Source organism: Morganella morganii, assembly GCF_019242955.1.
GTDB lineage: Bacteria > Pseudomonadota > Gammaproteobacteria > Enterobacterales > Enterobacteriaceae > Morganella > Morganella sibonii.
On sequence record NZ_CP066129.1, the window covers coordinates 1,759,104 to 1,782,236 of the forward strand.

Sequence of the window (23,133 nt, forward strand, 5' to 3'; positions counted from 1 at the left end):
GACTCGCTAGTGCAGGGAGTCAGGAGAAGAAATGGTAAAGCCCGCCGGAGCGGGCGACTGGTGTCAGCGGACAACTAAAACTGAGGTTTTGGCATAACGGACGACTGCCGCAGCAGTGGAGCCGAGTAGATAGGTAGAAATACTCGGACGACGGGAGCCGATGATAATCAGGTCTGCACTAATAGCTTCGGCACGTTCAAGTATTTTGTCTTTTGGGCGACCAATTACGATATATCTGTCTGCTCTGTCCTCCGGCAAACTGAATTTCCTGATTATCTCGCCTAATTCTTTTTTTGTGGAATCTATCAGTCGCTTTTCCAGATCCGCGACAGACAAACCACTTTCAAAACCACCATATGGGAATGCTGGTATAACCGCAAGAAAATGGATACGGGCATCTTCAAGTTTAGCGAGGCTTTCAACATGAGGAGTAACCATATCAGTGAGTTCTTTTTCCCATACATCAATCGGAACAAGGATATTTTTGTACATAGTTCCTCCGATATTCATTATTCACTCAGATTAATAATAGACCAGATTGGCTAAAAAGTGAGTAAAAAACGTTCAGCAGTTATTAATCAATGATCTTCGGAAAAAACTCCACTTTGCACCTAAAGCATGGTGGGTTCGCGTAATTATTTATTACAGGGGAGGGTTTGATGAACTGCGCAATATGCGGCGAAGGACTGGCCGACGATGAAGTTTATGTTTGCGACCAGTGCGCCGGTGAATGTCCGCATCTGGAAGTAGTCGAGAAGATAAAAGGAGATGGTGAGAGTGGCAAAGCAACCGCGGCGAAAATGCCTGATATGCCGCGACTGGTTTCACCCGAAATTCAGTAACGAATGGTGGTGCTGTCCGGAGCATGGTGCTGAGTTGGCAATAAAGCGACGAAGCAGGGAAAGGGAAAAGGCTGAAGCCAAATTAAGAAAGGAGCAGCAGCAAAAAGAGCGTGAAGCAAAAGATAAATTAAAAATCCGCAAGTTAGCAGTAAAACCTACCTCATATTTCCGGCAGCAAGCACAAACAGCGTTTAACCAATTCATCAGACTCAGAGACCGCGATGAACCATGCATCAGCTGTGGTGAACCTAATCCGCCTGATTTACATGGTGGGCAGTGGGACTGCGGTCATTTTCTGTCTGTCGGGTCACATCCTGAGCTGCGGTTTGAGGAGCGAAATACCTATAAGCAATGTAAATCATGCAATGCGGGGGCCGGTAAATTCTCACACAAAAATAACACTGTAACGCACAAATACGAGTTACGGCTGATTGAAAAATTTGGACAGGAGTTAGTTGACTGGTTACGCGGTCCGCATGAGATACCGCACTGGAAGCGGGAAGACTATATCCGTATACGCGATGAGTACCGTGCGAAAGTGAGGGAGTTAAAGCGTAAGACCTGAAATTACACCGATACCTGAACACTATGGTAATCAGGCGACACTGGCGACTGAGTTGAAAATAAACCGGTACACAGTCAGGACGTTTCACCGGGATACCTGGTGCGAAGCGTACATAATCTACATCGGTGTGCTTATGACCGAGTTCGAGATGAAAGGCATACAGGAGTGAGAACAATGAGAGAGAAACATTGGAGCAACACTACTCTTCAGGGCAACTATACGGGAAGCGTCATTTCTGTTTTATCGGAAGATATTAAACCTCATAGCCTGCAAAATAACGAGGTAATGTATGCGTGATATTCGCCAGGTGTTAGAACGGTGGGGGGCTTGGGTTGTTGATAATCAGGAATCAGTATATTGGTCACCAATTGCTGCCGGGTTTAAAGGGCTGATCCCTGAAAAAGTTAAGAGTCGTCAGCAATGTACTGATAATGATGCACTGGTGATATCCGGCATTATGGCAAAACTGAACATCCGCAACAGCGATATGCATGATCTGCTTTTTGATTACTATGTTTTCGGTAAGACGTTTATTCAGTTGGCCAAGAAATACGGGTGCTCAGACACTCACATAGGGAAAAAACTCCAGAAGGCAGAAGGGCTGGTGGAAGGAATGCTCATAATGGGAGATGTAAAACTGGAAATGGACGGTACATCACATCATGGAGGTATGCGGACATTTATGAACAAATTACATGATTTAAAAATTAATGCTGTACGATCGTAAAAAAGACGCTATTGTGATCAGAGTTATTTCTGTGTCGTATTGATTACAAACTGAAACCCCGTTTTTACGGGGTTTTTTTATGTTGATAAACAGATAAGATAATTGGTTAAAATCAGTCGTGATTTACGTGTAGTGATACGTAACATCTGAGGGATAAAATAATAAAGTTTGCTATTTATGATCATCTGTGGCTTAATGGGGTCACTGGTTTGGAAGTACAGGCCTATTTATGCTAGTCAGTTTAAAGTCGTTCACCATTTAGCGTTATCCTCGATACCACTTCATTGCGAATTCCTTCTAATTAATTCCCATAAGTAAAAATAAAAAACAAACCTCATATGCCTTATGGCAATCAAAAAATTAAAGGAAATTCTATGTCTAATACAATGACTGGTTCAGTAAAATGGTTTAACGAATCGAAAGGTTTTGGCTTCATCTCTCCGGCAGATGGTAGCAAAGATGTGTTTGTTCACTTCTCTGCGATTCAGAGTGACAGCTTCAAAACATTATTTGAAGGTCAGAATGTTACCTTCAATATTGAAGACGGGGCAAAAGGTCCGTCTGCATCAAATGTGGTGGGTCTCTAAGGCGCACCAATGATAATAGCACTGTTTTTTCAGTGCCCCTGTTGCAGTGGAACACAATACCGGACTTCGCACTTTGATGTTTCTGCATCAAATCCGCATGGTGCAAAATGCATTTTTTGTAAAACGGTGATGCTGTTGTCCAGGCAATAGAAAAACTAAATTACAAGGCCTGATAATATTATCAGGCCTTTTTATTATGCAGTAATTATTACTTATCAGGAAAAAATGTATTCTCTGAATAAATTTTCTATCAGGCTTCTTCACCCAAGGTACATTTTAACCTGGATTGGTATCCTGTTGCTTTTCTGTTTGGTTCAGATGCCTTATCCATGGCTTGTGTTTTTAGGCGATAAGTTAGGTCGTTTTTCTGGTTTGTTCCTGAAAAGGCGGGTATCCATAATTAAAAAAAATTTAGAATTATGTTTTCCTGACAGAAATAAAATCCAGATAGAGAGTATGGTTGCAAGCAACCTGTCATCTTTAGGGATTGCATTATTTGAAACCGGTATTGCCTGGTTCTGGAATGACAAAAAAATTAATGAAATATTTAGAGTAACGGGTTGTGATAACTTTAATGATGTATATGACAAAAATAATGGTGTTTTAATTATTGGTATTCATTCCATGTCGCTGGAACTTGGGGGCAGAGTTATGGGGCTGTGTTTTCCTGTAAATGCTATGTATCGTCCCCACAACAATAAAGCAATGGAGTATATACAAACAAGATGCCGAAGCCGCTCCGGAAGCGGGATGATCGACCGTAAGAATCTGAAGTTTATGGTATCGGAACTAAAACGCGGGCAGGCTATTTGGTTTGCTCCGGATCAGGACTTTGGAACTAAAGGTACTATCTTCGCCCCTTTTTTTTCGGTAGCTAATGCTTCTACATCAAAAGGAGTGGCAGCTATAGCCAAATTATCGAAGTCACCGATACTTACTGCAACGATGATAAGAAATAATGAAAGTGGTAAGAGGCCTTATGAATTAATAATTGGTAAAGAAATTGCTGATTTTCCGTGTGGAGATGACCTGGCAGATGCTGAGAAACTAAATCAGATTATTGAGGCAGAAATCATGCATGCTCCGGACCAATACTTGTGGGCACACAGAAGGTTTAAGACCAGACCTCCGGGAGAAAATTCTCTGTACAAATAAGTTACAAAGATTGTCATTGAATGATCTCTGTATCACATTGCTTATAAACAAAAACTTCGTATTGCGGGTTTTTATACTCATGTTGATGAAGTTGATTATTTATTGTAATCACGTGTAAGTAAGACAGTTAAAGAAATAGAATGTGGTAAACTGTATAAACACATTTCATATCAGCTGACGTTTAGCAAGTTCCGTACCTTCGGTTCTTTATTTTTGTATTCTATAAAAAATAGATGTGATATTGAAGAGGGAAACCTCAGGAGCCATCATGTCAGGGTTGAGCCAATCAAAGTTAATAAGTCGGTTGCTTCAGTGGATCAGCAGTGCGGCACTGTTACTTTTGGCAATTATATTGATTGTTTTTTTGATAAAAGAAACAATTATCCTTGCTGCTTTGTTATTTAAAAAAAATGACCCGGTGTCGCTGTATTCATTAGTTGATGGGATAATTATATATTTTTTATATTTTGAATTTATTGCATTAATAATCAAGTACTTTCAATCAAACTATCATTTTCCGCTGCATTATTTTTTATATATAGCAATAACAGCGGTTATCAGGCTGGTAGTAGTCGAACATAAACAACCATCATTATTAATCGTGTATTCAATTACAATTCTGATATTAGTATTTGCTCTTTATGTAGCTAATACAGAAAAACCAATTCTTAAAAGAAAAAAGGTAAACTGCGAAGCTGAGTAATATCAGGTAAATAAAAAATCCGTGCCAAGACGATGTGGTATAGTAGTGTTGTCAATACCGTGCCGTTGGCTCAGTCTGGGAGCTGACTTTACAACCGTAAGGTTATCTTCTTTACCGGTGAATCAGAGAAATGAGCGGCACTCACGGGACTATGTTCCAGAGGAGTATCTATGTTTAACCCGTTTCAATTTGATACAGTGTTCCGTTTATTTCAATGGTTATCAGTTTCTGCTTTGCTGGTGTTAGCCATTGTGTTGATGGTTGTTTACTTTGCATAAATCACATTTGAAGTATGTGTAAAACTATCCACAGATTACTTGTGTTATGTAAATGTCAGGAATAAATTGATACAAAACATCACCATCCATAAAACGGCCATTATATTTTTAAATTAAAATTTGATTATCTTGTTTTTTGGGGGTCGTATTGATTTTATCTGCTATACTTAAAGAGTAAAAGATGAAGACGGGGAGACTAGGTGCTCCACCAGAGTCTTTTCAGCCTCATCAGTTATGGTGGGGCTTTTTATTATGTAAATACGTGTAAAGTCGACATCTCTGTTTTTATTTTGTGCCAATATTATTTCTTAACAGAGGGAAATTATTGTGCCTAATATGAAAACAGAAGTAATTGTTGTTCGCCTGACCAAAAAAGAGAGAGCGCTCATGGATGCGGTAAAAACTAAACCACTGCTTTCAGATTGGATGAGAGAATTAGCGCTTGCTGAATTGAATAAACAAGAGGACTGTAATGCATAATATTCTGTTTTTTTGTTTAAAAAAAGATGTACCAGATCCATGGTGTGGCAGGATCAGTTGTCTGGCTGGATTCTTATGACAGGGAATCAGTAGATTTTTTAATTTTTAAAATCCCTGTTAATATGTTATTCCTGTTTTTATAAGTATAAAGAATAACAGGCGGGGTATATGGATTATTATTTAACGTTGACTGAGAGTGATAGTAGTTTTGTTTTACATAAAATTACATGTCAAAAGTTACAGCAGGCTAAAAGTACAGCGTATGTCGGATATTTCTGGGGAGAGCATGCAGCTATTCAACAGGCTGTTGTTATAGCAAAAGGGCCTGTTGTTTTATGTTCGCTATGCCTGAGTCAGGATGATAAAAAACCATAATGATAGCTCACATATTCAATTCTGTTGAATCACCGGATAGAGCATTAGTTGTGTACAAAAAAAACCGCAAACAGCAACCGGGGAAAGTATAAGTGTATACCAACAACATAACTAAGATGTATTATTTACAATTGTAGTGCGTCATATAGATTAAGAAAGGTTGTATAATATTTATTTAAATTCCAAAGGTCGCCTTTTGCGGCCTTTTTCGTTTATATTGCCACAGCATCAATTACCTTATTATCACTTAACATAAGAGTTGTACGCGGTTTTTTATTCATGGCAATAATAAGAGCACAGGAATACGACAGGCTCATTACCTAATCCGTATTCGGTCACAGTGCTCTTCTTATTGATTTCCCGCCTCTGGTGGGATTCCGAATAATGCCGCAGCCACCTCACTTTAACCTGTTTAAATCATATAACCCGGTTGCGGGATTTCCCTATCACTCAACATACGGAACACTCCGCAAGGGGTGGATATGCGCATGTCCGACAAATATTCCAGCCCTACAGCATACGCCTGGGGGCTTATAACCTCTGCCTTTGGCATTTTATCTCTGGATCAGTGGGCTATTGTTGCCGGGATCATCTGTACCGTCGGTACGTTCCTGGTTAACTGGTATTACAAACGAAAGGAATTTCAGCTGAAAGCCGGAGAACATCATGAATAAGCGATTGGTTAAAAAGGTAATGGCTGCTTGTACTGCCGGGGCAATTGCCGGTGCGCTGGTGCTGATCCCCGTATATGAAGGTGTTGAGTATATGCCTTATCGTGATGTGGCCGGAGTGCTCACCGTATGTTATGGCCATACCGGCAGTGATATTCAGCCCGGCAAGCTGTACACGGACGCTGAATGCAAGGCACTGTTGCATGACGACCTGACGAAAGTCCGGCGCGCGGTTGATCCTATGATCAAAGTGCCGATTGATGACAATACCCGGGCGGCCATCTATTCATTTGTCTACAACGTCGGCCCCGGCGCGTTCTCGCACTCCACTATGCTGCGCAAACTCAACGCCGGTGATATCGCCGGTGCGTGTGACGAAATGAAGCGCTGGACATTTTCCGGTGGTAAGCGGTGGCAGGGTCTGATTAACCGGCGGGATACGGAGAACGCGGTATGCCACGGAACCCCTTAACGTTGATCATCATTGCTATCATCCTGCTGACTACTGCCCTGTTGGCGGGTTGTTATCTGTATTCACTCCCGAATCACTGTAAGCCTCTGCCGGGTAACCCGCTGGGTGGTGTGATCCATTATAAGTGTGAAGCGTTATGAACCGGAAAGAAGCGGTAATTGCCGCGCTGTTTATTGCTGCTGTCTGGTGGGTATATGACATTTACCGGGATAACCAGCAACTGAAGGTGAATAACACAAGGTTGTCCGGACAACTGTCAGCCCAGCAGGTGATAAACACCACCACGCTTTCAGCCATCGTCACCAATCACCGCGTATCACTCGACAACATCAAAGCCAAACAGACCGAGGGTACAGAGCATGTCAAAGTTAAGACAGTTATCAAAACAGTATTTAAGGGCAGTGAATGCGCTGTTACTCCTGTTCCCGCTGATGCTGTCAGTGAGTTGCGCAGATACGCGACCGGAATTAATACCCGCACCGGTGATACCGATTCCGCCACAACTGACCGCTGATTGTGAGCAGGTAGATATACCGGATGATCTGACGTTCGGTGGTGCAGTTGAGCTGCTGGCTGATGCCATGAAATATATTGCTAACTGTAATCACGATAAGAGGGCAATACGGGAGATTGAAGCGGGGAGGATAAAAAAATAGCCCGGCAATTGCCGGGCAAATGATTAATAGAAGGGATACTTACGACTCCTGTAATCGAATATACCTGCTAAAAGTTAAACGAAACATAAACAAGTATAATTACTTGGTGTGAGGTTTATAATTAAGGTTAATGAGGTTAATTAATCTTTTTGATAGTCATTAAATTATAGTTTCGGGTTTTTTTACTCGAGATATCTTCCTTTGTTGGGTAATCATTCCGAATAGTCTATTTTTTGTTGATGACTTGGTTTGTCAGTCAGCATATTATGCTTTACTCTTAATATATGTTTATTAGGAGGTTCAGAATGAAAGATATTAATTTTATTGTAGGCCAGAACATCCGCGATTTAAGACACCGTAATGGCTTGACTACAAAGATGTTAGCCAGAATGCTGGGAGTGTCACAGCAACAGTTGTCAAGGTATGAACGAGGTGTTAATAAAATAGATGTCAGTGTTGTATTTAAGATAATAAATATATTTCATGTGTCTTATGAATATCTGTTTCCTGAAACTCAGAATGATTATATAGAATCAGTAAAAAGCTCCTTTGTATATATGGAGCCTTTAGCAATCTAATTACGCCAAAAATATAATCATAAATGTTATTCATTACTAAAAAATAATGAATATCATTCTTATTGAAACGTGAGAATACACCATAAAGCCAGCTTAACATATTGTGAGCTGGTTTTAGTTTGTATAAAAATATTACCCGGTGTTTCAGTCTGTACGAAAAATATAACTGCATAAAAACAGGGTATATCGCAGTGCCATGGTTGACACTGTAATATCAGGCGGGAAAGGCATTGTTTTATCTGCCGGAAATTTCCTGCTGTTCCTCTGATGTATCACCGATATTGAGATGACAGTAATGGCTACTGTGGAACAGTGAATAGATCGTACAAACACATTTTTTATGCGAAAGTATCTCATTGGTTAATAACTTGATGAGGTTATGATGCAGATAAAGTCAGTTTTTATGTTTTTGGGTATGTTTCTGCTTAATGGATGCAGTGTCAAAGTGCCCAAAGATATAACCCCGGTTAAACCTTTTGATTTATCTCATTACTTAGGTGACTGGTATGAAATTGCCAGGATAGATAATCGTTTTGAAAAAGGCTTAAGCAAAGTTACAGCTAACTATTCTCTTCGTGATGATGGTGGTGTGAAGGTTATCAACAGGGGTTGGGATGCGAGTAACAATAAATGGAAAGAGAGTACCGGAAAGGCCTATTTTGTTAACTCAGCTGATACAGGGGCGTTAAAGGTATCTTTCTTCGGACCTTTCTATGGAGGTTACAATATTATTAAGCTTGATGATGACTATCAGTACTCACTGGTTGTTGGCCCCGATAAAGATTACCTGTGGGTGTTATCACGTACACCAGCTATGCCGACAGAGCTGTTAAATGAGTATCTCAGCTTTGCCGGTGAACATGGTTTTGACAGAGAAAGAATACTTATATTTCAATAAGATTATATTCCGGTTTATTCCCCGGGATACTGAATGGACTGAATATTAAATATTTCAGCAAATAAAACACAACAACCCGCTCCGGCGGGTTTTTTATTACCTGCGAGCTGCCGATCTCCTCTGCCACATTAGCCATGACCAGTGCCACTCCTCACAGCGAGCGTGTGGACATCCAGAATAATCGGTAACACCGGGATAAAGACACCCTCATATGCGGCGACACCTGCCGTGGTGGAAGAAATGGTGAACATCAATCAACTGAGGTGGACATGACTGAAAAATACGAAGCCACAGCAACCAAAAAGGACGGTACGACATATCACGGACTGACGACAACGAAAGAGCCCCGCATTACTAACGGACTGATTGGTATTTCTGGTCTGGATGGCTCATGGACATATACCGCACCGGATGAAATCAGCGACATCAGATACATTCCGGTGGTTGAGGAAAAGAGCAAGGAATAATTATGGCACTCACAGATAAACAGGAAATGTTTTGTCGTGAGTACCTCGTAGATTTGAACGCTACACAGGCGGCTATTCGTGCGGGGTACAGTGATAAAACTGCGCGAAGTGTCGGGAATGAAAACCTGACAAAACCTGACATCGAAAAACGGATTCAGGAACTGATGCGCAGCCGCAGTGAGCAACTTAAGGTTGATGCTGAATATGTGCTGAGGCGCCTGGTTGAAATAGACCAGATGGATGTTCTCGACATTATGACCGATGACATGAGTATAAGGCCGGTTTCTGACTGGCCTGCATCATGGCGGCGCTACCTGAGCGGCTTCGACCTTGCGGATATGTTTGAGGGCCGCGGTGAAGATCGGGAAATGGTCGGCATCCTAAAAAAAATCAAATGGCCTGACAAGGTGAAGAACCTTGAATTGCTCGGTAAGCACATATCTGTCCAGGCATTCCGAGAGCAGGTTAAAAGCGAGCATGATGTTGTCGGCACACTCTCTGACCTGATGGACGAACTATCGAGTAAATAACATGAAGCCAGAGCATTTAGCGTTACTGCGTAATAAGCAATGGCGTCTGAATAATCTGTACTGGATCATCGATAAAGAAGGTCATCCGGTTCGCTTCAAAATGACGCCTGAGCAAACAGAATATTTCGAAGGCATCCACAACCGCAATATCATTCTGAAAGCCCGTCAGCTTGGATTCACGACTGAGGTCTGCATTATCCAGCTTGACGCGGCCATATTTGAATCAGCTAAGTGCGCACTGATAGCGCACACCTTACCGGACGCAAAACGCCTGTTCAGGGAGAAGATAAAGTACGCCTACGAGCGACTTCCGGATGAAATCAAAGCGGCCAATCCTGCGAGCAATGACTCTGCCGGTGAGCTGGTATTCAGCAAAGGCGGCTCGGTGACCGTGTCGGTATCGTTTCGTGGCGGCACGCTGCGTTACCTGCATGTATCGGAGTTCGGAAAGATATGCGCCAGGCAGCCGGAAAAGGCCCGTGAGATTGTCACAGGTGCGTTTGAGGCAGTATCAACGGAATGTTTCACTACGATTGAAAGCACGGCAGAGGGTCGGGCTGGTTATTTCTTCGATTATTGCCAACTGGCTGAAAAAGCGCAGATGCAGGGCAAATTATTATCTCCGCTGGACTGGAAGTTTTTCTTCTTCTCCTGGTGGAAGAATCCGCAGTACGCAATCGACCCTGTTGAGCAACTTCCGCAACGCCTGTCTGATTATTTTGCTGAGCTATCCGGCAAGTACGGAATTACGCTCAACGACCGGCAGAAAGCCTGGTACTACGCCAAAGAAAAAACACTCGGCGACGATATGAAGAGGGAATACCCGTCAATATCTTCAGAAGCATTTCAGCAGTCTGTGGATGGTGCGTATTACGCCAAGCAATTCCGCTGGCTGTACGAGAATAAACGCATTGGCGAAATCCCTGATAACTCACATCTGCTGGTGCATACGTACTGGGATATCGGTGTGGGTGACTCCACTTCAATCTGGTTTGTGCGTGAAGTCGGTGAAGAATTTCACATCATCGATCACTACTCAAACAGCGGTGAGGGTCTGCGGCACTACATGAAAGTACTGAAAGACAAAGGCTATGAATATGCCAGCCACAACGGGCCGCATGATATCGACAACCGCGAGTTCGGTTCAGACGCGAAATCACGCCGGGAACTGGCACAGGAAGGGTACGAAATTGACGGGCAAACCTACTCCATCCGCTTTGAGGTGGTGCCGAAGCTATCCGTTGATGAGGGTATTGAGGCAGTGCGCGAAATCCTGCCGCTCTGTGTATTCGATGAGAACAAGTGTGGCGAAGGCATTACCCACCTTGAGGCGTACCGGAAAGAATGGGATGACAAACGCGGGTGCTGGAAAGATAAACCACTTCACGACTACACATCACACGATGCTGACGGATTCCGTTATTTTGCGGTCAGTCGCCGCAACGCCAAACGTCTGACAAAGTCTCTGACATTCAACTGGAACTGACATGAATACAAACGTGGATTACAAACATCCGGCATACACCGAATTTTTACCGGAATGGAATATGATCGGGGACTGCGTTGACGGTGAGCGCGTAGTGAAAAGCCGCGGTGAAAAGTACCTGCCGCACCCCGCAGATAAAAAGCGGGATGACGATGATGGTGAGCGATACAAAAAATATCTTCTCCGTGCTTCGTTTCTGAATGCAACCGGACGAACATTAAGCGGATTACTCGGTATTGCATTCAGTAAGCCGGTAAAAATCAGTATATCGGGTGGAACAAAGAGTCTTGAAGCTGATATTGATGGTCAGGGGCAACCATTGACTCAGATGATCCGCGATGCATTGTCTCAGGTATTGCAGCGTGGCCGTGCCGGACTGCTCAGTGATTTCAGTGGGGCAGGTATCCAGACTGAGGCAGACAAAGGCAGACCATACGTCCGGTTGTTTACGGCGAAGGAGATTATCAACTGGCGGGTCACCGGCGGGAAAACATCACTAGTTGTTGTGAAATATCAGGAACCGGTTGAGTCTGATGATTTTGAACTGCAAATGCAGGACCGCTGGATTGAGTTACGTCTGATCGACGGGTTGGCACACTCAAGGCGGTGGCAGAAGGACAGTGAAATCAGCTCTGGCGAGTGGATAAAATTTACTGATGCGCAGGGAAAGCCGCTTTCTGAGTTGCCATGGTCGTGGATTGGGTCAAAAAACAATGACCATACTCCTGATGCGCCACCACTGGCTGACATAGCTTATATGAATATAAAGCATTACCAGATTGAGGCAGATATTGCAGAGTCAGCACACACTATCGGTCAGCCGATGGTTGCGCTGTCAGGCCTGACAGATGACTGGGTGAAAAACCACATGTCAGGCGGGTTCACAGTCGGTTCCCGCAAAGGAGTGTTGTTGCCTCAGGGTGGCGAGATGAAGTTTGCACAGCCGGAAGAACGCACCATGCAGATTATTGTGGCAGAGCGCCGGGAAAAGCAGATGGCAATGCTGGGAGCAAAGCTGGTTGAGCGAGGTTCATCGGCGAGAACAGCAACACAGGCACTGGATGAAGCACAGACGGATAACTCTGTTTTATCGTTGAGCGCCGGTAATGTTGAGCAGGCTTTTAATCGTGCGCTGGCTTTCTGTATTCAGTTTGCCGGAGCTGGAGAAGCTTCTGTTGAACTCAATAAGACATACGAGATTGCGCAGTTTGATTCGGCAGCAATTACTGCACTTCTGGCATCTGTGCAGTCCGGCAATATGCGGATTGTAGATTTTATCCGGTATATGCAGGGGGCGAACCTTGTCCCGCAGGATGAGAAACCGGAGGATGTAGCTGAAGAGCTGGAGTTGATCAGAGGTACAAATATGCTGGGAGTATAAAATATGCGGCCGGGTCTCATTTTTGATAATGCACTGATGATTCAGATTATGCTGGAAAGGCTCAAATCATCAACTGCTGACACACGTGAACTGGTGTCAGATATTCGCGCTGCTGTAGCATCTGCATTATCCGGATATTCCGGTAGTGTTTCCTCAGTCAGCAGAGCGAAATCAATTGCGCTGGCGCTGAGAAAAACGCTGAAGCCAGTTCTTTCCGGTTATTCTGACAGGTTACTTGATGACATTATCAACGCCGCTGTTGTGATGGCAGACGCTGAATATCACGGGTTTAACTCACTGGTAAAAAACGTTAATCCGGCTGATGCTGACAAGGTGCGCAGAGATGTGCAAAACATACCGCTCTCTCTGACGGGATGGAACAGCTCCCTGTTTCTCGCCAAATTCATTGAGTCGTGGGCCGATACAGCCATGCAGCAGATAGAGAATCAGGTGGTGATATCGTTGTCGTCAGGCGGGGGTGTGGCTGACCTGCAATCGGCTATTAACGGAACCTCAGCGGAACCGCTGATAATCGCAGCGGCAGTGGTTGGCAGGGTGGTCAGGGGATTTCAGACTGTTGCCAGAACGACATTACAACATGCTCACAGTGTGGCGGCGACGGATTTCTATAAAGAGAATTCTGACCTGATTAAGTATGAGGAATTCAGTGCAATACTGGATAACAAAACATCGGCAGTGTGCCGTTCTCTGTCCGGCCGCTGTTATCCGCTTGGTAAAGGACCGAGGCCTCCGCTTCACCCTAACTGCCGTAGTCGCTTGCTCCCGGTGCTTGATGAAAAATATGCAGACTTGTTTGTCACAGAGCCGGTCGGTAATTCTGAATGGGGCGAAGAAACTTATTATGAGTGGCTTTACCGCCAGCCAGCGAACAGGCAGAACATTGTGCTTGGTAAGACCAGGGCACAGTTATTCCGTGACGGCGGGTTATCACCGGAACGATTCGCAAAATTACAACTCGATAAATACTTCAGACCAATAACACTGAAGGAACTTCAGAAAATCATACCCGATGCCTTCAGAAAGGCCGATATCGAACTCAAATGACCCGCTCCGGCGGGTTTTTTATTACCTGTAGTCAGTGACTACACCATCAAAACCAGAGGTTGACGATGTTTAAGTGGAAATTAACCAAAGAAGAATTTGACGTGCTGACTGAAGAGCATAAGGCCATGTACAAAGAAGCCGGTGACGGATACCAAATCCAGATTGACGGCATGCCTGACATCCCGGATGTGTCCGGTCTTCAGAAGAAAGTCGATGAACTGTTATCTGAGAAGAAATCAGAACAGGAAAAGCGCCGTCAGGCTGAAGAAGCCGCAAAGAAAGCTGCAGAAGAACAGGCCCGTAAAAACGGTGATATCGAATCACTGGAAAAGAGCTGGGCTGAAAAACTCAACATCCGCGAAAAAGAGTTACTGACACAGTTACAGGAAAAAGATGCCAGCCTGCAAAAACTTTTGGTTGATAACGTCGCGCAGTCGCTGGCGACAAAACTTGCGGGTGACAGTGCTGCTCTGATTGTGCCGCATATCAAATCACGCCTTGCCGTTGAAGATGGTAAAACCCGCGTGGTGGACGCAACTGGGCAACTATCAGCTCTGACTATCGATGAGCTGGAAAAAGAATTCAGAAATAATCAGTTATTTGCGCCGGTCATTATCGGCAGTAAGGCAACCGGAACCAGGGGTGACGGAGGCAAAGACAAATCACCTGCCGGAGGCAGTGATAAACCCAAAAGTGTGAATCCATTGGTGGATCGCGCACGTGAAATCATTGCAAAAAATACAGAGGCATAAGATTTATGACATTGCATATTTTTCAGCACCAGGTATCTCTGGCAGCGACAGAGCTGGTGGCTCAGGCAGTACAGCAGTTTAATGAAGCATCCGGCGGTGCGCTGGTTTTCGGTGATGGTGACCATATTGGTGATTACATCGAGCAGACATCATGGCAGTTACTTGGTGGTCTGGCACAGCGTCGTAATGCATACGGATCAGGTAATCTTACACCGCAGGAGTTAGGGCAAATTCTCGACCGGATGATTAAGGTCGATGGTCGTATCGGGCCGGTATCTGTCACTCCGACGATGATGAAGCGCCTGGGTAAAGACGTAGCAGAAGCGGCAGCGGTGGTGTCTGCTCAGGCAGCAGAAGCGATGCTGCAGGATTATCTGAACACTGCAGGTGCGGCACTGAAAGCGGCAATCTCCGGCAACGCTGCGGCAGTTACTGATCTGACAGCAGCAGGAAGCGCACCATCACTGCGCGGGCTAAACAAAGGCACCCGCCCGTTTGGTGATGCGTATTCCCGTATTATCGCCTGGCTGATGGACGGTGCAACGTTCAATGACTTTATGGACGAAACACTAACCAACTCCAGTAACCTGTTCCAGATTGGTAACGTGGCCATCAAGCAGGACGGATTCGGGCGTCGTTTTGTAATTTCTGATATTCCGTCTCTGTCTGAAGGTAATAAGCAGCATTCACTCGGTCTGGTTACCGGTGCAGCGGCTGTACAGACCTCACCGCTGATCATGAAAGCGCAGGACGTTCTCGGACAGGAAAACATTAAGGCTCTGATGCAGGGGGAATATGATTTCACCATCGGTTTGCGTGGTTATCAGTGGGCGAAGGACAGTATCAAGTCACCGACTAACGAACAGGTAGCCGCAACTGATAACTGGAAACAAATTGCTGCAAGCATCAAAGACACTGCCGGGGTTATGGTGACATTCGGTAAAGATGCTGATGCAGTCGGTAAGGCTGCTAAATCTGCGAAGTAATCGCAGTAATAATCCGGAGGTGATATGGCAGTACAAATCAGTCCGGAGCAGATAGGCGAGCAACTGGAAATGATGGGGTTTGAGGCTCCTGATTTTGCGGTTGCCGCCGCATTATCTGTAGTGGACAGCATTGACGGATGCCTTGATAAGGCGGGGTATACGGATGCGGTGATGACGCTTATCAAGGTGTATTCCGTCATCCTCATCCTGTCTGCGGCTGATGTCCGTAAAATTGCATCAGAACATGCACCGTCCGGTGCTTCAGTTTCGTACCAGTATTTTGCTGACGGCAGAAAATCGTTGCTGAAATTGTTATCCGCACTGGATACCGCCGGATGCACAGATAACCTGCCTATTGACCGGCCGGTCAGCATTATTCAGTTTGACGTGAACCGGGGGTGATATGGGTAAAATCCTTCGCCGGTTTTGCAAGGGATGGGCAACTATCTGGAAGATTGAAGGCAAAGACAGTTACGGCAAGCCGAAATTTTCAGAGCCCATTCATATCCGGTGTGACTACGGAAGCAGGATGAGTGACGGAACAAAAACGGTAGGCACTGAAATTGTCATCAAAAATGTCATCTGGACGGAATACAGCGAAGCCACACAAGATGATTACATCTCTATCGGCAAGCATGACGGACAAGATCCGTTCGTGGCCGGAGCCAGCAGGATCAAAGCTGTTGATCGTGACCGCGATATTGACGGCGGCAAAGATGACTACACTCTAACAACGGCGGTGTGACATGGGAGCAAAAGTAATCGGTATTAACCGTGCTGTTGCTGACCTTAATGCGCTGGTCGGTAATATCACGTCAAAGAAAGTCAGCAGGGCCATGCATCGTGCGCTGGATATCGGCGGCAGACAGGCTGCGGTATACACACCGATTGATACAAAGACACTGATCAACTCTCAGTTCCGTGATGTGGAGGTGAAAGGAACGTTGTTTACCGGGCGTGTGGGTTACTCAGCATCCTATGCTGTTTTCGTTCACGACCCGAATGTGAAGCAGAGCTTCCGCAGACCGACAGCGAAGAAAGAATTCCTCACTAAAGGCTTTGAGGAAACACAGCAGATGATTGACCAGGCTGTCGCGGAGGAAATGCGCATATGACCACCATTGAGCAGGTTAAGCGTTATTTTTCCGAGTCGGGGCTGTCTGACGGTTTTATCATTCAGGACTATGAATGGTCAGAATCCGGCGGACACGACCTGGATGCGTACATGGTTTTTCAGCAGCGGGACGGAACCGGAAGAATCAATGATCTTGGTGGTGATGATTTTTTCACTGTGTCGTTAATTTCTGGCAAGGGCTGGGTTGAATTCGTCGCTCAGAGAGCCTATGAAATACTTGATTATGTCAGGTGCCATGCTCAGTCTCATGGCTTGAATTTCATTATCAATATTTCCGGGTTCGTGAATCCGGTTCAGACGGCAGAGGGGAGGTATTGGATTCCCCTGACCTTCCGCTGCACATCATAAACAAACACACTTCAAACAGGTCGCTTCGGCGGCCTTTTTTATTTGCAAATAAAGAGGTTACAACATGGCACAATGCCCTGATGATAAAGGCCTGGTGATGGGTAATGCGGGAATTCTCCGCATCGCGTCCGGTTGCCCCGGTACGGCTCCTGAACAGTCCGCATTTCTGCGTCTCGGCGCACTGACCAGCAAAAGCGTGGATTACGGAACTGAAACAGTTACATCCAAGGCTGATGACACGAAAGGCCTGACTGAGGCCATCGTGACCGGTCTGGATTTAACCATTAAGTTTGATGGTGAACTGAAGCGCAAAGGTGCTGATGGTTCCACGTCTGCTTTTGATATCGCCAAAGAAATCCTTGCTGAAGTCAAGGCCAGCCGTCAGCCGTCATATTGGGTGCAGCTTGACATGAAAGGCGATGGTAGTGATGTGATTCAGAGTTACATGAACTTCACATCATGGTCTATGGAGTTCCCGACCAAAGAAATCTCCACGTATTCCGGTGAACTGAAAGTCGCAGACGCTGACAGCTTTGAATGGCTGCAGGAAGAAATCGTGGTTCAGAGCATCGCAGCCAACCCCGCGACACTGACTGTGAAAGCTGGTGAAACTGCAACATTCACGGTCGGATTTAATCCTGTTGACGCGACAAACAAAAATTACGAAGTGGTCAGCGATAAGCCTAACTTCGCTACCGTCAGTAAGCTACTGAATGTTGTCACTGTCACCGGTGTCGCCGCCGGTACCGCGAATATTACAGTCACATCGGAAGATGGCAGTAAGGCGGCGAAATGTGTCGTTACAGTCACTGCGGCCTAAATATTACAAAGGGTATCTCCGGGTGCCCTTGATAATGTTCAGGAGGATATATGACACCGCGTTTAGAATACGGCGAGATGGTGATATCCACTGCCGAAAATGATTACCTGTTCCGCCCGTCGCTGGATGCCATGACGCGAATCGGTGAGCCTAAAGAGATTGTGAGTGCGTTTACGCAATTAAATGGCGCAGAGGTACAACAAATTATAGCGTCTGCTGTAGACGCTTACGGAGTGGTTCCTGAATGGCTGATTGCACTGTTAAATAAACCGGTTTACGGGCGCAGCATTTTATCGACAGCAATGGACGTGATGCAGGCATGTTGTAACGATGACTGTTCTGAGGTTATCGGTGAATGGCGGGTTGGCAAATCCGGCATGGTGTACCGGCGCGGCGCTATGCATTATCGCGATATCATCCTGCTGGCGCGCGAGCTAATGACCCACGGCATTATCGGTAAAGCTAAGGTGCGAAAACTCCAGCGCAACGAAGGTAAAGACGAATACTCCGACGAGTTCCACGCCGTCGATTACATCAGTGCCGCCCGTGTGCATTTCAACATCACTCGCAGTGAAGCGGAGCAACTCACGATGACTGAGTTCGTGATGATGCTGAAAGCGAAATATCCGGATGAGAAAGGCTTCACAGCAGATGAGTATGAGGCTATCACCAAGGCCGATGATGTCCGTAACGATGACCTGATTAAGGGCAAGCGCCGGTTGGTGAGCAGGAAGACAGTTTAACATATCCGCCATTTGGCGGTTTTTCATTTTAAGGAGCCGGTAAATGGCAAACGTCGGTGAAATCGTATATCAGGTGCAGATGGATGTTGCTCAGTTGCTGACATCACAGCGTCAACTGGATCAGCGGCTGCGGAATATGGAAGGCAGATTTAACCGCACAACGACCGCCGTCAATGGCACTGAGCGCTCAATGGCCTCGCTGTCGCGGGTTGCCGCATCTCTGACTGCTTACTGGTCTGTGTCAGCCGTTACCAGCTACGCGGAAGCTTGGACGGCGCTGAATAACAAACTCGTCAACTCCATAAAGACCGGAGAGACGCTGGCTGTGGTGAATCAGCGCGTGTTTGATATTGCTCAGAACAGTCGTTCAAGCCTTGACGGTATCGCAACGCTGTATTCACGACTGGAAAGAGCGATGCGCAGTGCCGGGCTCAGTGGCGAAGAGTTAGGGCAGATAACCACCACTATCTCAAAGGCAATGACCGTTTCAGGTGCCACAGCAGCAGAATCAGAAGGTGCACTTGTCCAGTTATCACAGGCACTGGCATCTGGTGTACTGCGCGGGCAGGAATTTAACTCAATGAGTGAACAGGCTCCGGCACTGATGAAAGGACTTGCGGATTCACTGGGTGTCAGCATCGGCAAGCTGAGAGCGATGGCCGCAGAAGGCAAATTAACCACGGATGTACTGTTAAAAGCATTCCGCGAAATGGGACCAGCTATTGAAAAGGAGTTTGCGAATACAACACAAACAATGTCGCAGTCTCTTCAGATCGCCAGCAATAATATTACTAAATTTTTTGGCGAAAACACCACTGTTAAGACATTTATAAACATCTTCAACGACGCTACCGTATCTGCCAGCAACAATCTGGAATCACTGACTAACGTATTGCTTATTGCAGCCGGTGTCATGGGGTCTAGATATGTTGGAGCTCTTACGCTATCAGCTACCGCTCAGGCAAAGAAAGTTAAAGAGACACTTGCCGGTATGGCGGCGACAAAACAAGCGGTCAGAGTTGAGATCGAAGCCGCCACGGCAACCATCAACAGAATTGCAACTGAGAAGACTCTGGCTGTGACAGTTCAGCAGTCGCTGGGTGCGCAGCTGGCAGCAGCCACTACTGAAGCGCAGAGAACCAGAATTCGCCGTGAATTGGCAGTAAACTCAGCAGTAATAACAGGATTAACACAGCAGGAAACCGTAGCCACAAATAGTCTCGCTGCGGCACAGAACAGACTTAATGTTGCAAGTGGGTTGGCAAGCAAAGCTCTATCCTTGATTGGTGGACCGGTTGGTGCTGCGATGTTGGCCGGAGCCGCTGTGTATTATTTTTTCCAAAAAGCTGAAGAAGCAAAAAGATCAGCACAAGAGTTTGCTGATTCACTAAATGAATTGCGTGCCAGCATGGATAAAATGTCTCGCACCGAACTGGCAGCAAAAATAGCAGATGCCAGGGACGAGCTCGAAGTTCTGACGGATGCTCAGCGCTCTGCAGAGCAGGAGGTTAAAAATCTCAAAACAGCATACAAAGCATATTCTGATGGGGTATTACACTTTGGCAGTACCCAGAAGAACCTCGAAATAATATCCAGAAAATTAGCAAAAGCAGAAGCCAATCTTGAGCGCGTGCAAAATGACAGAAGCAAGACTGTGAATTTTATCAGTGCAGCGCAAGCGAAGTTAAACGGGGAATTGTTGCAGGGCGAGGAGCTGCTAAAGCGAGATGCGAGTACTTTGCTACCTAATGCCGGAGCAGCACTTCGCGCTTACGGGCTTGACCTTGACGGAGCCACAAAAGCAAAACAAAAGTTCAATTCAGCAAGCCTGAAAGTTGAATGGTCAGATGCTGGCGCTGACATGAAAAAGACGCTTGAACGTGAAATTGAAATGGCTGGAGCGAAGGATGACGTAGTAAGACGTCAATTACAGGTCAAGTATTATGTTGAAGATAAAGGGATATCAGAGCAGGAAGCTGAAAAACTTGCTGAATTAGCTGCTAAAGCTGGCGAGGCAAGCGAAGCCAAAAAAACCGGTATTAAAATATCAAGGGAGGCGGTATCCGAAGCAAAAAAAAGAAGCAACAGAAGCGGAAAAACTCAAACAGAAGATAACAGACCTGGCTAATGCGACGAAGGTTGCAGAGCTGGAAACAAAAGGGCTGTCCCGCGAGGCTGCAATTCTTGAAGCAGTACAGAAGCTTGGTTCAAAAGCTAATTCCGCTCAGATCGCCGAAGTTACAGCACTGGCCGGTAAAGAGTACGACCTTACGCAGAAAATCAAAGACCGAAAAGAGGCTTTTGAGCAAAACCCTCAGGCAAAAGTTGATCAGGACATCAAACATGCCGGTGAGCAGCTTGAACGGCAACTGAAAGGCAACCTCATCACCGAGGAGCAGTATCAGAAACGCAGCATTGAGTTAAAAGCGGAACACGCCAGAAAAACGGCGGAGATAAATGCGAAATCAGCCGTCACTCCTGTTCAGGATATGATGGCTCAGGTTGATCCTGTTCAGGCGCTGGCTAATGAGCACGCTCAGAAGTTGGCACTGATTAAAAATTTTGAAAATCAGAAAGTTATTACGGCACAGCAAAGTCTTGCGCTGATAAATGCAGCAAACACTGAGTATGAGGAAGCAAGACTGAATGCTCAGTGGGAAATCTGGCGTAATCAGAGTCAGGCCAATCAGTTTCTCGCAGATGGTCTTGATGCTCTCGGTCAGCGCTCATCCAACGTACTGACAGGGCTTATTACCGGCGCACAGAGTCTTAATGATGCATTCCGTAATGTAGCATCAACCATTGTTGATGAGGCTGTAGGGGCGTTAGTTCAGATGGGGATGCAGCAGATTAAAAATATGGTTGTTGGTGAGGCCATGTCAACAGCAGCGCAGGCATCTACTGTTGCTCAGGCCGTGGCAGCACAGTCAGCATGGGCTCCAGCGGCAATGAGTGCTGCTATTGCAACGATGGGAGCGGCGGTTACAGCCGGTTCAGCGTCTTACATGTCAGCCATGGCGGCAAGTAAAACAATGGCTGTCGCCGGTGCCCGTTATAACGGTGGCCCCGTTGACGCTAACAAAATGTATCGCGTTGGTGAGAACGGGCAGCCTGAAATATTCAAGGCATCGAACGGTCATCAGTACATGATCCCCGGTGACAGCGGAAAAGTAATCAGTAACCGGCAGATGGGTGGCGATGGTGGTGTCAGCATGGGGGATATGTACTTCAATTTTCAGGTTCAGGCTCCCAATGGCATGACAGAAAAGGAAGCAACAATGATAACCAGGATGGTTAAAGGTACTGTATATGACGTTCTGATGACAGAAATCAGAAGCGGTGCAATACAAGGTAATCAGCGCTATTAACAGCCACCAGTACGGTGGCTTTTTTAATGGAACCGATAAATGGATGAATTTAAATGGCGTCCTGAGGATGCCTGCCAAATTAATAATGAACCGAAGGTCAGGGTTGCAAAATTCGGCAATGGCTACGAGCAGAGAGCCAAAGACGGAATCAATAATCAGCTTAAAACATATAACCTGGCATTCATCAAACCGGTTTCTGTCGGACGTGAAATAGATAATTTTCTCAGTCAGCGTGGGGCCGTGGAATCATTCCTGTGGCTGACAGGGGATGACAAAACCCTGCGGACATTCGTGTGCCGTAACTGGCAGGTAACGAGGAAACAGTCTGTCTGGCAGATTGATTGTGTATTTGAGGAGGTGGTTGCGTGAGAGATATTCCGGCAGATATGCGGATTGCGGTTACTCAGATTGAACAATCAGCAATGCTTGATTTGTATGAGGTGGATTTAAGTCGCTTCGGCGGGAATGTATACCGCTTTCATGACGGAATGAACGGCCTGTTGAAACCGGTGATTTGGCAGGGTAACCGATATGATCCGTATCCGGTTCAGGTAACCGGACTCAGCATGACAGCGCAGGGAGCGTCAGCAAGGCCGAAGATGACATTCGCCAACATTGATGGGTTGCTGACTGCAATCAATAACGATTATGACGACGCACTGGGGGCGATTGTTACCAGACGGCAGGTTATGGAGCAATATCTTGATGCGGTAAATTTTCCGGATGGAAACAATCAGGCAGATCCGTCCCGTGAGGCTGTACAGAAATTTGTTATTGAGCAACGTGAAAATTCAGACTCAGATTTCGTTACATATGTGCTGGCGCTGCCGACAGAAACAGATAATGCACAAATTCCCGCCCGGGTTATTCAGGCTGATATATGCCCGTGGCGATATCGTGGACAGGATTGCGGATATGACGGGCCTCCTGTCGCAGACGAAAAGGATCAGCCGACCAATGAACCGACAAAAGATCAGTGCTCTCATAAGTACCGTGGCTGCAAACTTCGCCACTCCTCAGTATTGCCGTTCGGTGGGTTTCTCGGCTCCAACAAACTAGGTTAAC

General features: G+C 45.8%; 33 protein-coding genes. 32 read left to right on the plus strand and 1 reads right to left on the minus strand.

Translation table 11 applies throughout. The features are described 5' to 3' along the window. Nucleotides 1-63 precede the first annotated feature (63 nt). Nucleotides 64-492, minus strand: a complete 429-nt coding sequence (locus tag JC793_RS08060; RefSeq protein ID WP_036414499.1) for a universal stress protein — start codon at nucleotides 490-492, stop codon at nucleotides 64-66. Nucleotides 493-777: 285 nt separating this feature from the next. Between JC793_RS08060 and JC793_RS08065 the strand changes: the two genes are divergently transcribed. From JC793_RS08065 to JC793_RS08205, 32 genes are all read left to right on the plus strand, one after another. Next, nucleotides 778-1,407, plus strand: coding sequence for a recombination protein NinG (locus tag JC793_RS08065; protein WP_218428121.1), 630 nt, complete (start codon nucleotides 778-780; stop codon nucleotides 1,405-1,407). Between the two features lie 289 nt (nucleotides 1,408-1,696). Beyond that, entirely contained in the window at nucleotides 1,697-2,134 is a 438-nt protein-coding gene (locus tag JC793_RS08070; RefSeq protein ID WP_048822286.1) for an antiterminator Q family protein, read from the plus strand. 374 nt (nucleotides 2,135-2,508) lie between these two features. Further along, nucleotides 2,509-2,721, plus strand: coding sequence for a transcription antiterminator/RNA stability regulator CspE (cspE, locus tag JC793_RS08075; protein WP_046024440.1), 213 nt, complete (start codon nucleotides 2,509-2,511; stop codon nucleotides 2,719-2,721). Between the two features lie 9 nt (nucleotides 2,722-2,730). After that, the gene (gene ymcF / locus JC793_RS19540; protein WP_223302381.1) at nucleotides 2,731-2,871 is read left to right on the plus strand and encodes a cold shock small protein YmcF; all 141 of its coding nucleotides are present in this window, start codon (nucleotides 2,731-2,733) and stop codon (nucleotides 2,869-2,871) included. Between the two features lie 75 nt (nucleotides 2,872-2,946). Beyond that, nucleotides 2,947-3,876, plus strand: coding sequence for an LpxL/LpxP family Kdo(2)-lipid IV(A) lauroyl/palmitoleoyl acyltransferase (gene lpxL / locus JC793_RS08080; RefSeq protein WP_036414508.1), 930 nt, complete (start codon nucleotides 2,947-2,949; stop codon nucleotides 3,874-3,876). 268 nt (nucleotides 3,877-4,144) lie between these two features. Beyond that, the gene (gene psiE, locus JC793_RS08085; RefSeq protein ID WP_036414510.1) at nucleotides 4,145-4,579 is read left to right on the plus strand and encodes a phosphate-starvation-inducible protein PsiE; all 435 of its coding nucleotides are present in this window, start codon (nucleotides 4,145-4,147) and stop codon (nucleotides 4,577-4,579) included. Nucleotides 4,580-5,184: 605 nt separating this feature from the next. After that, nucleotides 5,185-5,337 carry an MbeCy gene (locus tag JC793_RS08090; RefSeq protein WP_087825463.1) on the plus strand — a complete coding sequence of 51 codons (153 nt, stop codon included), beginning with the start codon at nucleotides 5,185-5,187 and terminating at the stop codon, nucleotides 5,335-5,337. A gap of 168 nt (nucleotides 5,338-5,505) precedes the next feature. Beyond that, nucleotides 5,506-5,712: a hypothetical protein gene (locus tag JC793_RS08095; protein WP_036414512.1), complete on the plus strand. Its 207-nt coding sequence runs from the start codon at nucleotides 5,506-5,508 to the stop codon at nucleotides 5,710-5,712. A 482-nt stretch (nucleotides 5,713-6,194) separates the two neighbouring features. Continuing rightward, nucleotides 6,195-6,386 (plus strand): phage holin family protein, encoded by a 192-nt coding sequence (locus JC793_RS08100; RefSeq protein ID WP_004238694.1) that lies wholly within the window; start codon nucleotides 6,195-6,197, stop codon nucleotides 6,384-6,386. After that, nucleotides 6,379-6,855 carry a lysozyme gene (locus JC793_RS08105; protein ID WP_052926032.1) on the plus strand — a complete coding sequence of 159 codons (477 nt, stop codon included), beginning with the start codon at nucleotides 6,379-6,381 and terminating at the stop codon, nucleotides 6,853-6,855. The genes JC793_RS08100 and JC793_RS08105 overlap by 8 nt, the downstream gene beginning before the upstream one ends. Continuing rightward, on the plus strand, nucleotides 6,837-6,995 hold the full coding sequence (locus JC793_RS08110; RefSeq protein ID WP_171819744.1) for a hypothetical protein: 159 nt from the start codon (nucleotides 6,837-6,839) through the stop codon (nucleotides 6,993-6,995). The genes JC793_RS08105 and JC793_RS08110 overlap by 19 nt, the downstream gene beginning before the upstream one ends. Beyond that, a complete protein-coding gene (locus tag JC793_RS08115) occupies nucleotides 6,992-7,369 on the plus strand; it encodes a hypothetical protein (RefSeq protein WP_052400349.1) in 378 nt (125 codons plus the stop codon). Before JC793_RS08110 ends, JC793_RS08115 begins: the two co-directional genes overlap by 4 nt. Next, nucleotides 7,287-7,511 carry an Rz1-like lysis system protein LysC gene (gene lysC, locus JC793_RS19815; protein ID WP_421533417.1) on the plus strand — a complete coding sequence of 75 codons (225 nt, stop codon included), beginning with the start codon at nucleotides 7,287-7,289 and terminating at the stop codon, nucleotides 7,509-7,511. The genes JC793_RS08115 and lysC overlap by 83 nt, the downstream gene beginning before the upstream one ends. Before the next feature lie 305 nt (nucleotides 7,512-7,816). Further along, nucleotides 7,817-8,089, plus strand: coding sequence for a helix-turn-helix domain-containing protein (locus JC793_RS08120; protein WP_218428123.1), 273 nt, complete (start codon nucleotides 7,817-7,819; stop codon nucleotides 8,087-8,089). Between the two features lie 382 nt (nucleotides 8,090-8,471). Further along, nucleotides 8,472-8,987 carry a lipocalin family protein gene (locus tag JC793_RS08125; protein WP_036414519.1) on the plus strand — a complete coding sequence of 172 codons (516 nt, stop codon included), beginning with the start codon at nucleotides 8,472-8,474 and terminating at the stop codon, nucleotides 8,985-8,987. A gap of 269 nt (nucleotides 8,988-9,256) precedes the next feature. After that, complete coding sequence (locus tag JC793_RS08130; protein ID WP_036414521.1) at nucleotides 9,257-9,454, plus strand: hypothetical protein; 198 nt, start codon at nucleotides 9,257-9,259, stop codon at nucleotides 9,452-9,454. A gap of 2 nt (nucleotides 9,455-9,456) precedes the next feature. After that, nucleotides 9,457-9,984 (plus strand): terminase small subunit, encoded by a 528-nt coding sequence (locus tag JC793_RS08135; RefSeq protein WP_048822290.1) that lies wholly within the window; start codon nucleotides 9,457-9,459, stop codon nucleotides 9,982-9,984. A 1-nt stretch (nucleotide 9,985) separates the two neighbouring features. Beyond that, nucleotides 9,986-11,470: a terminase large subunit gene (locus tag JC793_RS08140; RefSeq protein WP_052926033.1), complete on the plus strand. Its 1,485-nt coding sequence runs from the start codon at nucleotides 9,986-9,988 to the stop codon at nucleotides 11,468-11,470. A gap of 1 nt (nucleotide 11,471) precedes the next feature. Further along, entirely contained in the window at nucleotides 11,472-12,851 is a 1,380-nt protein-coding gene (locus JC793_RS08145; RefSeq protein WP_054425002.1) for a DUF4055 domain-containing protein, read from the plus strand. A gap of 3 nt (nucleotides 12,852-12,854) precedes the next feature. Then, nucleotides 12,855-13,916, plus strand: coding sequence for a phage minor head protein (locus tag JC793_RS08150; RefSeq protein ID WP_052926035.1), 1,062 nt, complete (start codon nucleotides 12,855-12,857; stop codon nucleotides 13,914-13,916). Nucleotides 13,917-13,981: 65 nt separating this feature from the next. Further along, nucleotides 13,982-14,668 (plus strand): hypothetical protein, encoded by a 687-nt coding sequence (locus JC793_RS08155; RefSeq protein ID WP_052926036.1) that lies wholly within the window; start codon nucleotides 13,982-13,984, stop codon nucleotides 14,666-14,668. Between the two features lie 5 nt (nucleotides 14,669-14,673). After that, nucleotides 14,674-15,654, plus strand: a complete 981-nt coding sequence (locus JC793_RS08160; protein ID WP_052926037.1) for a major capsid protein — start codon at nucleotides 14,674-14,676, stop codon at nucleotides 15,652-15,654. A gap of 24 nt (nucleotides 15,655-15,678) precedes the next feature. Next, entirely contained in the window at nucleotides 15,679-16,056 is a 378-nt protein-coding gene (locus JC793_RS08165; RefSeq protein ID WP_004242363.1) for a DUF7370 family protein, read from the plus strand. Between the two features lies 1 nt (nucleotide 16,057). Further along, on the plus strand, nucleotides 16,058-16,399 hold the full coding sequence (locus JC793_RS08170; RefSeq protein ID WP_052926038.1) for a hypothetical protein: 342 nt from the start codon (nucleotides 16,058-16,060) through the stop codon (nucleotides 16,397-16,399). 1 nt (nucleotide 16,400) lies between these two features. Continuing rightward, nucleotides 16,401-16,769: a hypothetical protein gene (locus JC793_RS08175; protein ID WP_052926039.1), complete on the plus strand. Its 369-nt coding sequence runs from the start codon at nucleotides 16,401-16,403 to the stop codon at nucleotides 16,767-16,769. Beyond that, nucleotides 16,766-17,137: a phage tail termination protein gene (locus JC793_RS08180; protein ID WP_052926040.1), complete on the plus strand. Its 372-nt coding sequence runs from the start codon at nucleotides 16,766-16,768 to the stop codon at nucleotides 17,135-17,137. The genes JC793_RS08175 and JC793_RS08180 overlap by 4 nt, the downstream gene beginning before the upstream one ends. A 64-nt stretch (nucleotides 17,138-17,201) precedes the next feature. Beyond that, nucleotides 17,202-17,957: an Ig-like domain-containing protein gene (locus JC793_RS08185; protein WP_052926041.1), complete on the plus strand. Its 756-nt coding sequence runs from the start codon at nucleotides 17,202-17,204 to the stop codon at nucleotides 17,955-17,957. Nucleotides 17,958-18,007: 50 nt separating this feature from the next. Then, nucleotides 18,008-18,700 carry a DUF6246 family protein gene (locus JC793_RS08190; RefSeq protein ID WP_052926042.1) on the plus strand — a complete coding sequence of 231 codons (693 nt, stop codon included), beginning with the start codon at nucleotides 18,008-18,010 and terminating at the stop codon, nucleotides 18,698-18,700. Between the two features lie 43 nt (nucleotides 18,701-18,743). After that, nucleotides 18,744-20,828, plus strand: a complete 2,085-nt coding sequence (locus tag JC793_RS19545; RefSeq protein ID WP_247717343.1) for a tape measure protein — start codon at nucleotides 18,744-18,746, stop codon at nucleotides 20,826-20,828. 361 nt (nucleotides 20,829-21,189) lie between these two features. Then, nucleotides 21,190-22,068: a hypothetical protein gene (locus JC793_RS19550; RefSeq protein WP_247717344.1), complete on the plus strand. Its 879-nt coding sequence runs from the start codon at nucleotides 21,190-21,192 to the stop codon at nucleotides 22,066-22,068. A 39-nt stretch (nucleotides 22,069-22,107) separates the two neighbouring features. Continuing rightward, a complete protein-coding gene (locus JC793_RS08200) occupies nucleotides 22,108-22,437 on the plus strand; it encodes a phage tail protein (RefSeq protein WP_052926044.1) in 330 nt (109 codons plus the stop codon). Continuing rightward, entirely contained in the window at nucleotides 22,434-23,132 is a 699-nt protein-coding gene (locus tag JC793_RS08205) for a phage minor tail protein L (protein ID WP_036423162.1), read from the plus strand. Before JC793_RS08200 ends, JC793_RS08205 begins: the two co-directional genes overlap by 4 nt. Nucleotide 23,133: the final 1 nt, after the last annotated feature.

What these genes read in the sequence shown, in the direction of transcription:
- JC793_RS08060 (WP_036414499.1), bottom strand. Translation starts at nt 492, where the DNA reads ATGTACAAAAATATCCTTGTTCCGATTGATGTATGGGAAAAAGAACTC.
- JC793_RS08070 (WP_048822286.1), top strand. Translation starts at nt 1,697, where the DNA reads ATGCGTGATATTCGCCAGGTGTTAGAACGGTGGGGGGCTTGGGTTGTT.
- cspE (WP_046024440.1), top strand. Translation starts at nt 2,509, where the DNA reads ATGTCTAATACAATGACTGGTTCAGTAAAATGGTTTAACGAATCGAAA.
- ymcF (WP_223302381.1), top strand. Translation starts at nt 2,731, where the DNA reads ATGATAATAGCACTGTTTTTTCAGTGCCCCTGTTGCAGTGGAACACAA.
- lpxL (WP_036414508.1), top strand. Translation starts at nt 2,947, where the DNA reads ATGTATTCTCTGAATAAATTTTCTATCAGGCTTCTTCACCCAAGGTAC.
- psiE (WP_036414510.1), top strand. Translation starts at nt 4,145, where the DNA reads ATGTCAGGGTTGAGCCAATCAAAGTTAATAAGTCGGTTGCTTCAGTGG.
- JC793_RS08095 (WP_036414512.1), top strand. Translation starts at nt 5,506, where the DNA reads ATGGATTATTATTTAACGTTGACTGAGAGTGATAGTAGTTTTGTTTTA.
- JC793_RS08100 (WP_004238694.1), top strand. Translation starts at nt 6,195, where the DNA reads ATGCGCATGTCCGACAAATATTCCAGCCCTACAGCATACGCCTGGGGG.
- JC793_RS08105 (WP_052926032.1), top strand. Translation starts at nt 6,379, where the DNA reads ATGAATAAGCGATTGGTTAAAAAGGTAATGGCTGCTTGTACTGCCGGG.
- JC793_RS08110 (WP_171819744.1), top strand. Translation starts at nt 6,837, where the DNA reads ATGCCACGGAACCCCTTAACGTTGATCATCATTGCTATCATCCTGCTG.
- JC793_RS08115 (WP_052400349.1), top strand. Translation starts at nt 6,992, where the DNA reads ATGAACCGGAAAGAAGCGGTAATTGCCGCGCTGTTTATTGCTGCTGTC.
- lysC (WP_421533417.1), top strand. Translation starts at nt 7,287, where the DNA reads ATGCTGTCAGTGAGTTGCGCAGATACGCGACCGGAATTAATACCCGCA.
- JC793_RS08120 (WP_218428123.1), top strand. Translation starts at nt 7,817, where the DNA reads ATGAAAGATATTAATTTTATTGTAGGCCAGAACATCCGCGATTTAAGA.
- JC793_RS08125 (WP_036414519.1), top strand. Translation starts at nt 8,472, where the DNA reads ATGCAGATAAAGTCAGTTTTTATGTTTTTGGGTATGTTTCTGCTTAAT.
- JC793_RS08130 (WP_036414521.1), top strand. Translation starts at nt 9,257, where the DNA reads ATGACTGAAAAATACGAAGCCACAGCAACCAAAAAGGACGGTACGACA.
- JC793_RS08135 (WP_048822290.1), top strand. Translation starts at nt 9,457, where the DNA reads ATGGCACTCACAGATAAACAGGAAATGTTTTGTCGTGAGTACCTCGTA.
- JC793_RS08140 (WP_052926033.1), top strand. Translation starts at nt 9,986, where the DNA reads ATGAAGCCAGAGCATTTAGCGTTACTGCGTAATAAGCAATGGCGTCTG.
- JC793_RS08145 (WP_054425002.1), top strand. Translation starts at nt 11,472, where the DNA reads ATGAATACAAACGTGGATTACAAACATCCGGCATACACCGAATTTTTA.
- JC793_RS08150 (WP_052926035.1), top strand. Translation starts at nt 12,855, where the DNA reads ATGCGGCCGGGTCTCATTTTTGATAATGCACTGATGATTCAGATTATG.
- JC793_RS08155 (WP_052926036.1), top strand. Translation starts at nt 13,982, where the DNA reads ATGTTTAAGTGGAAATTAACCAAAGAAGAATTTGACGTGCTGACTGAA.
- JC793_RS08160 (WP_052926037.1), top strand. Translation starts at nt 14,674, where the DNA reads ATGACATTGCATATTTTTCAGCACCAGGTATCTCTGGCAGCGACAGAG.
- JC793_RS08165 (WP_004242363.1), top strand. Translation starts at nt 15,679, where the DNA reads ATGGCAGTACAAATCAGTCCGGAGCAGATAGGCGAGCAACTGGAAATG.
- JC793_RS08170 (WP_052926038.1), top strand. Translation starts at nt 16,058, where the DNA reads ATGGGTAAAATCCTTCGCCGGTTTTGCAAGGGATGGGCAACTATCTGG.
- JC793_RS08175 (WP_052926039.1), top strand. Translation starts at nt 16,401, where the DNA reads ATGGGAGCAAAAGTAATCGGTATTAACCGTGCTGTTGCTGACCTTAAT.
- JC793_RS08180 (WP_052926040.1), top strand. Translation starts at nt 16,766, where the DNA reads ATGACCACCATTGAGCAGGTTAAGCGTTATTTTTCCGAGTCGGGGCTG.
- JC793_RS08185 (WP_052926041.1), top strand. Translation starts at nt 17,202, where the DNA reads ATGGCACAATGCCCTGATGATAAAGGCCTGGTGATGGGTAATGCGGGA.
- JC793_RS08190 (WP_052926042.1), top strand. Translation starts at nt 18,008, where the DNA reads ATGACACCGCGTTTAGAATACGGCGAGATGGTGATATCCACTGCCGAA.
- JC793_RS19545 (WP_247717343.1), top strand. Translation starts at nt 18,744, where the DNA reads ATGGCAAACGTCGGTGAAATCGTATATCAGGTGCAGATGGATGTTGCT.
- JC793_RS19550 (WP_247717344.1), top strand. Translation starts at nt 21,190, where the DNA reads ATGATGGCTCAGGTTGATCCTGTTCAGGCGCTGGCTAATGAGCACGCT.
- JC793_RS08200 (WP_052926044.1), top strand. Translation starts at nt 22,108, where the DNA reads ATGGATGAATTTAAATGGCGTCCTGAGGATGCCTGCCAAATTAATAAT.